Annotated in this window: 10 protein-coding genes and 1 pseudogene; 10 read left to right on the top strand and 1 reads right to left on the bottom strand. The window is 35.6% G+C overall.

The annotated features are described in order from the left end of the window. Window positions 1-40 precede the first annotated feature (40 nt). The 9 genes and pseudogenes from ACIQ2L_RS09915 to ACIQ2L_RS09955 all read left to right on the top strand — a co-directional run bounded on the left by ACIQ2L_RS09915 (window position 41) and on the right by ACIQ2L_RS09955 (window position 10,273). On the top strand, window positions 41-1,762 hold the full coding sequence (locus tag ACIQ2L_RS09915; protein WP_396158299.1) for a TonB-dependent receptor: 1,722 nt from the start codon (window positions 41-43) through the stop codon (window positions 1,760-1,762). A gap of 324 nt (window positions 1,763-2,086) precedes the next feature. After that, window positions 2,087-2,536: a hypothetical protein gene (locus ACIQ2L_RS09920; protein WP_396158301.1), complete on the top strand. Its 450-nt coding sequence runs from the start codon at window positions 2,087-2,089 to the stop codon at window positions 2,534-2,536. A 23-nt stretch (window positions 2,537-2,559) separates the two neighbouring features. Next, window positions 2,560-4,131 (top strand): hypothetical protein, encoded by a 1,572-nt coding sequence (locus ACIQ2L_RS09925; protein ID WP_396158303.1) that lies wholly within the window; start codon window positions 2,560-2,562, stop codon window positions 4,129-4,131. A gap of 223 nt (window positions 4,132-4,354) precedes the next feature. Further along, entirely contained in the window at window positions 4,355-6,028 is a 1,674-nt protein-coding gene (gene asnB / locus ACIQ2L_RS09930) for an asparagine synthase B (RefSeq protein WP_396158305.1), read from the top strand. A gap of 364 nt (window positions 6,029-6,392) precedes the next feature. Next, entirely contained in the window at window positions 6,393-8,333 is a 1,941-nt protein-coding gene (gene gyrB, locus ACIQ2L_RS09935; RefSeq protein WP_396158307.1) for a DNA topoisomerase (ATP-hydrolyzing) subunit B, read from the top strand. Between the two features lie 98 nt (window positions 8,334-8,431). After that, the gene (locus ACIQ2L_RS09940; RefSeq protein ID WP_396158309.1) at window positions 8,432-8,956 is read left to right on the top strand and encodes a hypothetical protein; all 525 of its coding nucleotides are present in this window, start codon (window positions 8,432-8,434) and stop codon (window positions 8,954-8,956) included. Window positions 8,957-8,960: 4 nt separating this feature from the next. Beyond that, window positions 8,961-9,128, top strand: a complete 168-nt coding sequence (locus tag ACIQ2L_RS09945; RefSeq protein ID WP_396158311.1) for a hypothetical protein — start codon at window positions 8,961-8,963, stop codon at window positions 9,126-9,128. 5 nt (window positions 9,129-9,133) lie between these two features. Then, a pseudogene (locus ACIQ2L_RS09950) lies at window positions 9,134-9,256 on the top strand (hypothetical protein); the annotation flags it as partial. 81 nt (window positions 9,257-9,337) lie between these two features. Continuing rightward, entirely contained in the window at window positions 9,338-10,273 is a 936-nt protein-coding gene (locus tag ACIQ2L_RS09955) for a malate dehydrogenase (protein WP_396158313.1), read from the top strand. Window positions 10,274-10,727: 454 nt separating this feature from the next. Here the strand turns inward: ACIQ2L_RS09955 and ACIQ2L_RS09960 are convergent, their stop codons facing one another. Continuing rightward, window positions 10,728-12,143, bottom strand: a complete 1,416-nt coding sequence (locus ACIQ2L_RS09960; RefSeq protein ID WP_396158315.1) for a T9SS type A sorting domain-containing protein — start codon at window positions 12,141-12,143, stop codon at window positions 10,728-10,730. A gap of 311 nt (window positions 12,144-12,454) precedes the next feature. Here ACIQ2L_RS09960 and secDF point away from each other — a divergent pair, with 311 nt between their 5' ends. Next, window positions 12,455-15,415, top strand: coding sequence for a protein translocase subunit SecDF (gene secDF / locus ACIQ2L_RS09965; RefSeq protein WP_396158317.1), 2,961 nt, complete (start codon window positions 12,455-12,457; stop codon window positions 15,413-15,415). Window positions 15,416-15,540: the final 125 nt, after the last annotated feature.

Consider the following 15,540-nt stretch of genomic DNA (forward strand, 5'->3'; position numbering starts at 1 on the left):
CCGAGTTTCTTTGTGAAACTCTGTGTAATTTTAAATAGATATGAAAAAATTAAAATATATAATTGCAATCCTTTGTTTCACCCAACTTTCTCTTGCCCAAAAAAAAGACGAAAACATTGGCACAGAAGTAGTAAATGTTGTGAAGCCATATTCACCTTCAATTTCGGATGCATTTAAAGTCAAAGAAACGCCAACCTTAGATGATGAAAACACATCTAAAAAAGAAAACATCCAGTACACTATTTTTTCATTTCCAGTAGCGTCGACTTTTGCACCTTCCAAAGGGAAAGCAGCCAATGTTGACAAAAGTGCTGAAGAAAAAATATTCAGTAACTATCTGACTTTAGGAGCTGGAAATTTCGGTACCATAAACGCGGAACTTTTTATTACGGAAAACATTAGTAACACCGATTATTTTGGAGGTATGTTACGTCATAATTCTACTCAAGGTGGAATTAGTGATGTAGTTTTAGATGATAAAATGTTTAATACTGCTTTGGATCTGACTTATGGAAGTAGAAAAAGAGGAATGACATGGAATGCCGATTTAGGGTATCAAAATCAAGTTTATAATTGGTACGGACTTCATCCATCATTTTTTGATGATGCTACAATTAACACTATAGACGAGCAACAAACCTACCACACCTTGTATCTTGGCGGCAGATTGGGTTTGGATACTATTTTAAAAGAAAGCTCGGTTAGATTCAGCCGTTTTTGGGATGCTTTTGGATCAGCAGAAAATCGTTTTGTAGCCAAACCATCGTTAGAGTTTGACATTGTTGAGCAAAAAATAAGAACCGATTTTGTCCTCGATTACATTAGTGGTTCTTTCGACCAAACCTATAGTGGCGGGAGCTCTTATAAATATGGATTTACCAATGTTGGATTTCAACCAAGCATCAAAATCAATAAAGGCGACTTGTCGATGACTGTTGGTGCAGCATTTTTTTATAGCGCAGCCCAAGAGGCTGGAGAAAGTAAATTTTTTATCTATCCACAAGTCACAGGATCATATAAAGTTGTCGGAGATTTAATGATTTTTTATGCGGGTTTAGAAGGAACGTTACAACAGAATTCCTATCATGATTTTGTGCAACAAAACTTCTTTGTGTCGCCAACACTTGGAGTGGCACCAACAGATCAAAAATATGATGTATATGCTGGTTTGAAAGGAAAATTAGCGAGTAACATAAGTTATAACATTCGCGGGTCATATAAAAACGAAGAAGGTAAAGCACTTTTTAAAAGTAACGGTTACGACGATAGTAATGCGAATACCGATGGATTTGCTTTTGGAAACTCATTTGATGTAGTCTATGATAATGTGAAAACGGTTAGCTTCTTTGGGGAATTGAAAGCCGATTTTTCTAAAAACATTTCTTTTGGGATTAACGGAACCTTTAGTAGTTTTTCTACTGATGCTGAGAAAGAAGCATGGAATTTGCCCGCGATACAATTGGCTACCACTTTAGATGTATCGATAACCCCAAAATGGTATGCGGGAACTAGTTTGTATTTTGTTGGAGAAAGAAAAGACCAGTTTATTACCAGTTCGTTAGTTACCCCTTTTCCAATAGAGAATATCACCTTAAAAAGTTATTTCGATTTGAATGCGCATGTCGGATATAAATTCAGCGAGCGTATGACTTTTTTCTTAAAGGGAAACAATTTAGCCAATCAAGAGTACCAGCGTTGGTTGAGTTATCCAGTGCAAGGAATACAGGTTTTAGGTGGCGCGAGTTATAAATTTGATTTTTAATTTTAAAACCACTAAGGTCACAAAGTTTTTGCACTAAGCTCACTATTTCTTAGTAAACCTTGTGGCTTCTTAGTGCACTTAGTGGTTAAACTATAACATGAATTTGATTTTTAATTGTAAAACCACTAAGGTCAAAAAGTTTTTGCACTAAGCTCACTATTTCTTAGTGAACCTTGTGGCTTCTTAGTGCGCTTAGTGGTTAAACTACAACATGAATTTGATTTTTAATTTTCTAACCACGAAGCACACGAAGTTTTGCACCAAGCGCACTATTTCTTTGTGAACCTTGTGCCTTCTTAGTGAACTTAGTGGTTAAACTACAATATGACTATAAAACAACAAATCCTTCTTCGTTACAAAGAAATGCTTCAAGACCGAATTGATGTTTTTCAAGACATGATTTCAGGATTGACAGAAGATGCACAAAACGATGCCAAAGGTTCCGCAGGTGATAAGCACGAAACGGCTTTATCGATGATGCATATCGAGCAAGAAAAATTGAATTATAAGCTTAAAGAAGTATTAGAACAAAAAAAAATACTAAATACTATTGATGAAACTATTACTCACAAAGTTATTGCCTTAGGAAGTTTGGTTACTGTAAATGAAATGATGCTTTTTATTTCAACAGCATTACCAAAAATCAATCTTAACGACAAAACCATTTTTGCTGTTTCACCACAATCGCCTTTGGGAAGCAAGCTGATGGGGAAAGAAGTTGGGTTTGAATTTGAACTCCAGGGTAAGAACTATAAGATTGCCTTTGTTGAGTAAGTCTAACCCTAAAATAGTATATTATGAAAACCAATCTAATCCTCGTTTTTATGCTGGTTGTTGGCCAGATAAAAGCACAGAATCCTGAGTTTAAACAGTATGATAACGGATTAATTTATTCCGATGTTGCGATGGGCAAGTTAAAGCACATTGTAGATTCCCTCAATTTGAAGTTTAAGGTTTGTGATGTGAATAAAAAATTTTATTCAAATCGACAGACAATTGCGCATCACATTTCATTAGAAGTAAAGCAAGTAAAGGAAGCTAAAGCAGATATTGATATGAATATCAGTTTTGATGAATTCGTTAAAAAATATCCTAAGGCCAAAGTTGTTGAAAAATTAGTTCTAATCGCCACTACTTATAAAAATTACCGCGATGAAAACGAACTGGAATTTTTCAATATGGAATTATCTGAAAACAGTAACTTCAGTCTTTCATTTGAAAATAAAAACGAATCTGAGGTAATTCATGGCAATTGGATTTATAATTATAATGAAAAAACTAAATATTCTGATGAAGATATTCAAGCTTACTATATTTTAAAACCTTTCGAATCGCTTGAATTGCCTAAGAAATATTCCCGTTTAATTCAATATTCTGATTGTTTAATTGATACAACTGCTACAGTATTTACTAATAAAGCTAAAAATTCTGGTGTTCGTTATTATAGTGATACATTAACAAAAGCCAGAGTATTTATTCAATATGTTGATCAGGTATTGAAGCGACCAGAATTTGAGCCCGAGAAGTTTGATGTTTTGATAGGTATGGATACTATCGATTTTGATAAACCCAATAAAAAATTGAGTAAAAAGAAAAGAGAAGAAAGTAACAGAAAAAGGGTTATTATTGAAAAAGAATTCGAAGTTTTTCAGGATAAAATGAATGCTTGGCAAGAGAAACGACTTAGCCGTATAGACTCACTAAAGAATAATGATTCAAGTTTTATGACCAAACTAATGGAAGCTTATACTGAATCTAAAGAAAATAAGTCTTCTGATGATCAGTTTGAAGAATATGTTGGATTATATATTTCAAAGGATGCCGAGCTCGAGTTGAAAAGAAATAGAAGGGTTGTTGGTGGTTGCAGTATGGACGATAGCCCGCGAATACATGCCTTGAATATTGCTTTGCTTTCTGCTGAAACTACGAAATGGGAAATCTTTTTGCAATCTCATCTTAACATTATGAATGATCGCTTTGACAGGGTTAGTGACGGTGGTTGGGCGCAACAAGGAAGAAGCACTTACATTAGAGAAATAGAAGATTTGAATATCAATGTGCTCGATTTGCTTTTTGGAATTTCTTTAAGGGTAAATAACGCAGCTGAAAATCATTATTACGGAAGCATAAGTCGTTTGGGAAGAGCTTTGTCAGAAAGCAAGAATCAAATTGACTTTGAAAATAAATCTTTGGCAATGATTGAAGATAACGACTTGGATATCTACAATAGATTACTGATTTACTTCTTATTCAGGAATTACAACAATTACCTGCCAAATGAATTTCAGCAAAAACAAAATATAGAAAGACTCAAAATTTCAATTTCCAAATTACCCGATTATGTTGCTTCTAAAATAGTTTTAAATTAAAATAGTAAAGGGCTGTCTTCGGATAGCCTTTTTTACACTTTCTAACTCAAAACTTTGTTTTCCTATTTTTTAAATTTCATAAATTAATATTATTTTATTTTTTAGTTATAAATTATAATTAATTTAGTGATTATATTTTTAATTTATAACTATTATTCCATCTTTGCCCTATTAAATTAATGTCACCCTGAGCGCAGTCGAAGGGAAAATATACTAAAAAAATATGTGCGGAATTGTATGCGCTTTTGATTTAAAACAAAAAGCAGAAACGTTAAGACCAAAAGTTTTGGAAATGGCCAAAATCATTCGTCATCGCGGACCCGATTGGAGTGGAATTTTCAGTAATGATAAAGCCATTATGGCTCACGAACGCTTGGCTATTGTTGACCCAGCTTCTGGTAAACAACCCTTGTTCAGTCAGGACGGGAAACTAGTCTTGGCTGCCAACGGCGAAATCTACAATCATAGATCATTACGCAAACAATTTGAAGGGAAATACCAATTTCAAACCGAAAGCGACTGCGAAGTTATTTTGGCCTTATACAAAGAAAAAGGCGTTCATTTTTTAGATGAAATGAACGGTATTTTTGGATTTGCGATTTATGATGTTGCCAAAGACGAATATTTCATTGCTCGAGATCACATGGGAATTATTCCGCTTTACATTGGTTGGGATCAAAACGGGACTTTTTACGTGGCATCCGAATTAAAAGCGTTGGAAGGCTATTGTACCAAAATACAATTGTTTCCTCCTGGACATTATATGTCAAGCAAAGACGGCGAATTTGTGCAATGGTACAAAAGAGAATGGACCGAATTTGATGCCGTGAAAGAGAATGCCACAAGCATTCAAGAAATAAAAACTGCTTTAGAAGCTGCTGTTCACCGTCAATTGATGAGTGACGTGCCTTATGGTGTGTTGCTTTCAGGTGGATTAGATTCTTCGATTACTTCAGCAATTGCAAAAAAATATGCGCAAAAACGAATTGAATCTGGTGATACTGTAGATGCCTGGTATCCGCAATTACACTCTTTTGCTGTGGGTCTTGAAGGATCGCCCGATTTGGCTGCAGCCCAAAAGGTAGCTAATCATTTGGGAACCATTCACCACGAAATCAAATTCACAATTCAGGAAGGATTAGACGCCGTTCGCGATGTGATTTACAATATAGAAACCTATGATGTCACCACTATTAGAGCGTCGACTCCAATGTATTTGATGGCACGTGTTATCAAATCAATGGGTATCAAAATGGTGTTATCTGGCGAAGGTTCGGATGAGTTATTTGGTGGTTATTTGTATTTCCATAAAGCGCCAAATGCTCGAGAATTTCATGAAGAAACGGTTCGTAAATTAAGCAAATTACACATGTACGATTGCTTGCGTGCTAATAAAAGTTTAGCCGCATGGGGAATTGAAGGACGTGTGCCGTTTTTAGATAAAGAATTTATGGATGTTGCTATGCGAATTAATCCACAAGACAAGATGATTAATGCCGAGCATCCTATGGAAAAATGGGTGCTTCGTAAAGCATTTGAGGACATGCTTCCCGAAAGTGTGGCCTGGAGACAAAAAGAACAGTTTAGTGATGGTGTAGGGTATAGTTGGATTGATACGTTGAAAGAAGTGGTAGCCGAAGCGGTTTCGGATGAACAATTAGCCAATGCTAAATACAAGTTTCCAATACAAACGCCAATATCTAAAGAAGAGTACTATTATCGCTCTATTTTTCACGAGCACTTTCCAAGTGATGCAGCTGCTTTGAGCGTTCCTCAGGAAGCAAGTGTAGCATGTAGTACTAAAATTGCTTTAGAGTGGGATGAAGCGTTTAAAAACATGAACGATCCATCAGGTAGAGCAGTAGCCAATGTGCATGATGATGCTTATGTGAAATAACAATATCAATTTCAAAAATCAATATCAATTTCAAAAATCAAATTCAATTTCAAAAATCAAATTCAATTTCAAAAATCAATGTCAATAGTTAATCAATAAATTTTTTAGCTAAAGTTATTCCTTATCAAATTTTCAGGACTACATGAAATTGTTTGTTTTGAAAATTTGTTTTTTCTATCCTTTTTAATTGTTCTTAGTTGAAATTGTCATTGACATTGATTTTTGACATTGATTTTTGACATTGTAATCGACACTTTTTTGTTAATAACTTAAAGGTTTTAAACTCGATTTGGAATAGGAAATCCTATGTGTTTTGTTATATTTGCGTGTTAGACAAAAAATAGATTTTTTACCCTAAAATAATATGAGCGACGAGATTAAAAAGAACAGTTATTCAGCCGATAGTATTCAGGCATTAGAGGGAATGGAGCATGTAAGGATGCGTCCTTCCATGTACATTGGAGATACCGGAGTTAGAGGTTTGCACCACTTGGTTTATGAAGTAGTTGACAACTCTATCGATGAGGCATTAGCTGGACATTGCGACACTATTGGTGTAATAATTAATGAAGACAATTCAATTACCGTTGAAGATAACGGTAGAGGTATTCCAGTTGATATGCATAAAAAAGAAGGTGTTTCGGCACTTGAGGTTGTAATGACCAAAATTGGTGCTGGAGGTAAATTTGATAAAGATTCGTATAAAGTTTCTGGAGGTTTGCATGGTGTTGGAGTATCTTGTGTAAATGCCTTGTCGGATAATTTAAGAGCTACTGTTTATAGAGACGGAAAAGTTTACGAGCAAGAATACGAAAAAGGAAAGGCAATGTATCCTGTGAAACAAATTGGTGAAACTACCAAACGTGGCACCATGGTTACTTTTCATCCCGACAGAACCATATTTACTCAGACAATTGAATATTCTTATGATACCATTGCGGGTCGTATGCGTGAATTGTCTTTTTTGAATAAAGGAATTACCATTACACTTACGGATAGAAGAGATGTAGATGATAAAGGCGAATTTGCTTCAGAAGTTTTCCATTCAAAAGAAGGATTAAAAGAATTCGTTCGCTTTTTGGATAAAGGTCGTGAATCCATTATTTCGCATGTAATTAGCATGGAGCACGAAAAAGGAGAAGTTCCTGTTGAGGTGGCTTTGGTTTATAACACGAGTTACTCAGAAAATATTTTTTCCTATGTAAACAATATCAATACACACGAAGGTGGAACGCATTTGCAAGGTTTCCGTATGGGATTAACGCGTACGTTGAAAAAGTATGCTGACTCTTCGGGTTTATTGGATAAATTAAAATTTGAAATCACAGGAGACGATTTCCGTGAGGGATTAACCGCTATTATTTCGGTAAAAGTTCAAGAGCCACAGTTTGAAGGGCAAACCAAAACCAAATTAGGAAATAGAGAAGTAGTTTCACCAGTATCCCAAGCGGTAGCTGAAATGTTAGAGAATTATCTGGAAGAAAATCCAAATGATGCTAAGATTATTGTACAAAAAGTAATTCTGGCTGCTCAAGCTCGTCATGCTGCTAAGAAAGCACGTGAAATGGTGCAACGTAAAACCGTCTTAGGTGGTGGTGGTTTACCAGGAAAACTGTCTGACTGTTCGGAACAAGATCCAGCAAAATGCGAGGTTTACTTAGTTGAGGGAGATTCGGCGGGTGGAACCGCAAAACAAGGTCGTGATCGAAATTTTCAAGCGATTTTGCCTTTAAGAGGTAAAATTTTGAATGTGGAAAAAGCGATGCATCACAAAGTTTTTGAAAACGAAGAGATTCGAAATATTTTCACGGCTCTTGGTGTTACGATTGGAACTGAAGAAGATTCTAAAGCGTTAAACTTAGAAAAACTGCGTTATCATAAAGTAATCATTATGTGTGATGCCGATGTTGATGGGAGTCATATTTCTACCTTAATATTAACCTTCTTCTTCCGTTTTATGAAAGAATTAATCGAAGGTGGACACGTTTATATTGCAGCACCACCTTTGTATTTAGTGAAAAAAGGAAACAAAAAAGAATACGCATGGAACGATGATCAACGCGATATCGCTAACGAAAAGATGGGCGGAAGCGCAGCGATTCAACGTTATAAAGGTCTTGGAGAGATGAACGCGGAGCAATTGTGGGAAACTACAATGGATCCAAATTTCAGAACATTGCGTCAAGTTACCATTGATAGTCTTGCCGAAGCGGATAGAGTGTTCTCTATGTTGATGGGCGATGAAGTGCCACCACGTAGAGAATTCATCGAGAAGAATGCGGTGTATGCCAATATTGATGCGTAAACTTAAGTTGTAGCTTTTATATGCAATAGTTAAATAAACCGAGTAGATTATAGCAATCGACGTTTGTAAGATTTATTAATATGTTATAGATGTAGAAGGTGAAAAAGGATAAAGAAAAAGGTCTTGATTTTGAAGTAGATAAATTGACTAACTCAATTGAAAACATTGCAACAGGTGAAGTTTTTGATACTGAAATTGTACTTTTGCATGAAACTGACAGAAATCAAATAGTGAAAGAGGATTGGCAATTTGAGTGGATTAATGAGCTAAAGGATAAATCTAAAGCAGTTTATAAACTTACTACTGTAAATAATGACACAATTATTCAAGGTCTAGTTAGTATAGAAGATAAAAAGGATCACATTTTTATGCATTTGATTGAAAGTTCAAAGTTTAACAAAGGAAAAGGGAAAGTATATTTGGGCGTTCCTGCCAATTTAGTTGCTTATGCTTGTAAAGTTTCAGTCGAAAATGGTTATGATGGTTTTGTTGCATTCGACGCAAAAACATCTTTAATAAAGCATTATCAGGTAACATTGGGCGCCACTTATTTTAGAGGTCAAAGAATGTTTATAGATACTAAAGCGGCAATGAAACTAATAGCAAACTATTTTAAAACATAAAATTATGGCAATAATTAAAGAACCTAAAAACATCGACTTATCTACAAAGTCAGAACCTTGGAATGAAAATGAACTTGCTGATTTTAGAAAGCTAATGGAAGAAATTAGATCAAAAACCAAAAGTAAGAAATTAAGTAATATAGTGACAAAACAAAAAGTCAGAAAGACATAAAAATAAAAGTTATGTTTAATAGTCTTGCTGAAGCCGATAGAGTGTTCTCAATGCTGATGGGCGATGAAGTGCCACCACGTAGAGAATTTATCGAGAAGAATGCTGTCTATGCTAAAATTGACGCGTAAAAAAGTTTTTAGCTTGTGGTTAATAGTTTTTAGTAACCACAAACGACAAACCATAAACCATAAACAAAAAATAGTATAAAAATGAAAGTTACAATAGTAGGAGCAGGAAACGTTGGAGCTTCTTGCGCAGATGTTATCTCTTATAGAGGAATTGCGAGTGAAGTAGTGATATTAGACATTAAAGAAGGTTTTGCCGAAGGTAAAGCCATGGATTTGATGCAATGTGCGACCAATACTGGATTTAATACCCAAATCACTGGAGTGACCAATGATTATTCAAAAACGGCTAATAGCGAAGTTGTCGTAATTACTTCGGGTATTCCAAGAAAACCAGGAATGACTCGTGAGGAATTGATTGGGATTAATGCTGGAATTGTAAAATCGGTGGCAGAAAACTTATTGCAACATTCGCCCAAGGCAACGTTTGTGATTGTGTCTAATCCTATGGATACGATGACGTATTTAGCATTTAAGTCTTTGGGATTGCCAAAGAATAGAATCATCGGAATGGGTGGTGCTTTGGACAGTTCTCGTTTTAGGTATTATTTGTCTAAAGCTTTAGGCAAACCTGCCAATGATGTTTCGGCTATGGTTATTGGTGGTCATGGTGATACTACTATGATTCCTTTGACACGTTTGGCTTCTTATAACGGAATTCCAGTTTCTGAGTTTTTATCTCAAGAACAATTAGATAAAGTGGCTGCCGATACTATGGTTGGTGGAGCTACTTTAACCGGACTTTTAGGAACATCAGCTTGGTATGCTCCAGGTGCATCGGTGGCGTATTTAGTAGATAGTATTTTGAATGACCAAAAGAAAATGATTGCGTGTTCGGTATTTTTAGAAGGCGAATATGGACAAACCGATATTTGTATTGGCGTTCCTTGTATCATAGGTAAAAAAGGTCTTGAAGAAATTGTTACCATTTCATTAAACGATACTGAAAAAGCGGCTTTTGCCAAAAGTGCGGATGCCGTTCGTAATATGAATAATGATTTGAAATCTCATTTGGGATAAGAACTATTTTTATTGATTTTTATAAAAAAGATTGTGCTACTGCGTGTAATCTTTTTTTTTGCTTATACTTTTACTATTGTTGCTGCAAATGTTGCAATTGACAATACTACTGGATATACTTCAACTAGAATATCTTGCTATGTTTGGTAAAAAAAAAATCATACACTGTGAACAAAACAATCATCGTGCATGATCAAGATAAAGATGCACGGTAATCAAAACCAAAACCGTGCATCTTTTTTTTCTCCGCCAATATTGGTAGAAAGTTTCTCCACCAGTATTGGAAAACAATTTGTCCACTAATATTAGAAACAAAAAATGTTTCAATTATTCTGAATATCTAGATTGTCACTATGATGAAGATGTTTTTGAGTATCTTTTCATATTTTTATACTTTAGTGTAAACCTATTTCAGGACCAGACAAAACCAATAAAAAATACTATTTTTAATAGTTTATTTTTTCACCATCTTCACCGTTTGATTGCCCATATCCGAAATACATTGTATAAAATATACCCCAGCCGCAAACCCCGATACGTCAAAACTTGTAAAATCTTGGCTCACGGTTTGGGTGCGTACTGCCTGACCTTGAGTGTTATAGATTGTAACTTGTTTTACACCATCATAGGCAAACGACAGTTGCACTTGGTTTTCAACAGGATTAGTTAACAACTGCATCACTTTTTTCTCAACCTCGTTCACACTCAAAGTGCACACCGTTCCTATTTGGGTGGGTACGCTCTTGTTTACCGTGGTGCCATCACCCAGTTGCCCAGAACTATTTAAACCCCATGCCCACAACGTACCATTGCTGTCTAGGGCTAGGGTATGCTGGCGGCCACACCGCACTTTTGCCCAGTTGGTGGCAGTACCCACTTGCACAAAAACATTGGTGTTGGTAAGCGTGCCGATACCCAGTTGCCCTGTAGTATTAAATCCTGCAGCCCACAACGAGCCATTGTTTCTTAATGCCATGGTATGCACTGAGCTGGGTTCTACACTGCGCCAGTCGGTAGCAGTGCCTATTTGAGTTAGTGTATAAATACCCAGTGTATTGTTACCAATACCGAGATTGCCATTGCCATTTTGACCACAGCCCCAAATGGTGCCGTTAGAATTTTTAAAAAAAGAACTTTGTGAACCAGGTGTGGCTTGCACCCAGCCAGTGCCAGGGAGTAGTTGGCTAGGAACAGAATATCCCCCGTTAGTACCTGTAGCTAGTTTACCTAGATCTCCATGTCCAAAACCCCAAACCGTTTGATTGGGTTTTTCTAAAAGGGTGTGGGCTAACTGGCATTTTATTGCTGACCAATCAGTAGCTGAGCTGATTTGGAGTAATATTCTTGTATCTCCCGGTAAAGTACCTCTTCCTAATTGATCTAAATCATCATTACCACACGACCAAAGGGTACCATCGCTTTTTTGAGCAATCATAAATTGTTCGCCTGCAGAAATTCGTAGCCAAGTTGTGCCTGGCAATACTTGTGCTGGTAGTAAACGCCCTGTGTTTGTGCCATCACCCAGTTGACCATCGCTATTACTACCCCAAGCCCAAAGTGTTCCGTTTTGTTTAATAGCATAGGTAGAGTTAATACCCAGCGCTACCGTAGCCCAATCGGTATCAGTTCCTACTTGGGTTGGCACCAGTTTATCGGTAGTGGTGCCATCGCCTAGTTGTCCAAAATTATTTTGTCCCCAGCACCATAGGGTACCATCTACTTGAATGCCAGCACTATAAAAACCTTGGTTATAGGAAGCAGAAGCTATTTGCAACCAGCACTGAGCGAAAAGAGTACTACAATTGAATAAAATAAGTGTAAATAAGTAATACAAATAGTTAGTTCTGAAGTTTTTCTTATCGAGTTTCATCGTATTTATCGCTTAATTATTTTTAATACTTCTTTAGTATTTCCTTGTGTAACTATCGGCTACACTCATTGATTTTAATTTTGAACGAACATTACAAAAATACCTAAAAAAGACGTAATAAACGATAATTATCTTTTTTGTTAATTATTAAATATCTAACAAAGATATTTATTTCTATATTTGCACGTTTCAAAAAAAGAAGAAACCTTGTAAATACAAAGGATTGTATTCTAAACCCTTGTATTTTAAGAGTTTTTTGCTTTTTAAAACCTATAATAGTAAAACAAAGAATTAATTAATTTTTAGTAATAATGCAGAATAAAGGACTCGTTAAATTTTTCGCAATACTATTTGCCTTGGTAAGTATCTACCAGCTTTCATTCACATTTAAAGCGAACCAGATAAAAGATGATGCTAAAGCTTTCGCAAAAGGAAATCCTCAAAAGGAAGTTAAATATCTTGACTCTATTGGGAAACAAAAAGTCTTCCTTGACTTTTTTACCTACAATGAAGTAAAAGACAAGCAAATTAACAAAGGGCTTGATCTTGAAGGGGGTATCAACGTAATTCTTCAAATATCGGTAAAAGATGTATTGAAACAATTATCTAATTTTTCTAAAAACCCAGCTTTCAATAAGTCTCTAGAAGATGCAACGAGAAATCAGAGAGGAAATCAATCGTATTTGGATGCGTTTTTTGAAGCCTTTGAAGCGAATAAAGGAACTACAAAGTTAGCTTCTCCAGATATTTTTGCGAACCGAAATTTACAAGGTCAAATCGACTTTAATATGACTGATGATCAAGTGAAAAAAGTCTTGATTAAAAAAATTGATGAATCAGTAGAATCGGCATTTGAAGTACTAAGAAGTCGTATTGATAAGTTTGGTGTAACACAACCTAATATTGCTAAACTAGGGCAAACCGGCAGAATCTTAATCGAATTGCCAGGCGCGAAAGATGTAGATCGTATTAAAAAATTAGTATCGAGCAAAGCGGAATTGGAATTTTGGGAAGCCTACAATTCGCAAGAATTCTTGCCTTTTTTAGAAGCTGCTAATAATTCGTTAAAAGCTTCAATCAAACCAGATGTAAAAGTTGAAGCTGAAAAACCTACCGATTCCATCACTAAGTTATTGACGGATAAAGACAAAGAAGAAACGGCTACTAAAAAAGGAAATAATCCTTTGATAGACAAGTTAATGATTCGTAATGCTGGGCCAATTATAGCTGCAGCTGAGCCAAAGGATACAGCTACAATTAATGGTTATTTAAAAAGGCCAGAAATTCGTAACTTATTACCAGCTGACAAACGTTTTGCAAAATTTGTATGGGGTAAACCCGTGGTAAATGTAGACGAAAAAACTAAAAAAGAATCGGAAACAGTTGATTTATATGTATTAAAAGGGAACAGAGATGATATCGCTCCGATGAGCGGCGGCGTTATTGTAGATGCCAGAGATACGTTTGACCAAATGGGTAAACCAGCAGTTTCTATGCAAATGAATGGTCAAGGATCAAGAGTTTGGGAAGAAATGACCGGAAGAGCATTCACTCAAAAAACGTGTATCGCTATTGCGTTAGATGATGTGGTGTATTCGGCTCCAGGTGTTTCTTCGGGACCCATTTCTGGTGGACGTTCTGAAATTACAGGAAGCTTTGATGTAGCTGAAACTAAAGATTTAGCGAACGTTTTAAGAGCGGGTAAATTGCCGGCTAGTGCTGAAATTATTCAATCAGAAGTAGTTGGACCATCATTGGGAGAAATTGCAATTCACGCAGGTTTAATATCTTCTATCGTAGGTTTCTTATTGGTTTGTTTCTGGATGGTTTTCTATTACGGAAGAGCAGGTTGGTATGCTAATGCTGCTTTGATTTTAAATTTACTTTTCTTATTTGGAATAATGGCAAGTTTTGGTTTTGTACTAACATTACCAGGTATTGCCGGAATCGTGTTAACATTAGGAACTGCGGTAGATGCAAACATCATTATTTATGAAAGGGCAAAAGAGGAGTTACGTGATGGTAAAACTTTGGCGGATGCTGTTGTAACTTCATACGGATGGAAAGGTGCGATGCGTTCTATTATTGATGCTAACGTTACTCACGTATTAACGGGAACCATATTATTTGTATTCGGAACAGGATTAATTCAAGGTTTTGCTTTAACCTTATTGATTGGTATTTTCACTTCGTTGTTTACTTCTATATTTATTGCTAGAATTTTCATCGATAAAGACATCGCGCACAACAGAAAATTGACGTTTAGTACCAACTTGACAAAGAACTGGTTTACAGGTTTCCATTTTGATTTCATCGGAATTAAAAAATGGTCTTATTTATTTTCTTCTTTAGTGGTAATCGTGAGTTGTATTTCTTTCTATTTTAATGGATTGGATGAAGGTGTTGATTTTGTGGGAGGAAGAACATTCCAAGTAAAATTTGAAAAACCAGTAGAGTCTACTAAAGTTTCAGAAGAATTATCGGCTGCTTTCGGCACAACCGTTGAAGCCAAAGTATTTGGAAGTGACGATCAATTAAAATTGACTACAAAATACAAAATTAAAGAAGAAGGTGTTGATGTTGATAAAGAAGTAAATGAAAAGTTATACAGTAGCTTAAAAAAATATTATGGAGCGGATGTAACTTATGAAAAGTTTATCAATTCTTATGATGGTAAAAAAGTTGGAGTTTTACAATCCTCTAAAGTTGGAGCAGCAATATCTGCAGATATTAAGACAAACTCTTTCTGGGCTGTAATTGGGGCTATGTTAGTAGTTGGGTTGTATCTTGTGATATCGTTCCGTAAATGGCAATATTCACTTGGAGCTTTAGCTGCGGTTGTGCACGACGTAATTTTTGTATTAGGAGTATATTCTCTTTTATACAAATACATGCCGTTCCACATGGAAATGGATCAGCACTTTATTGCAGCAATTCTGACGGTAATTGGATATTCTATGAATGATACCGTAATTGTATTTGACAGAATTAGAGAGTTCTTAGCAGGTAATAGAAAAGGTAATTTTAAAGATGTGGTTAATGCCTCTATCAATACTACTTTATCTAGAACGTTGAATACCTCGTTAACGATGATTATGGTATTATTAATCATGTTCATCTTTGGTGGAGAATCAATCAGAGGATTTATCTTCGCTATGTTGATTGGTATTATTATCGGAACTTATTCTTCGTTATTCATTGCAACACCAGTTTTAGTGGATACAATGAATAAAAAAGCGATTGAGGATATCGAAAAAAGACATGGGAACTAAGGAATAGAGTTACTATAATAAAAAAGGGTTGTACAAAAATTTGGCAACCCTTTTTTATTTATCTAAAATTAAAAAAAATGTATCTTTGACGCGAAGCTGTTGCTTAATAGGCGAAGCAAAACAAA

Source organism: Flavobacterium sp., from assembly GCF_044369455.1.
GTDB lineage: Bacteria > Bacteroidota > Bacteroidia > Flavobacteriales > Flavobacteriaceae > Flavobacterium.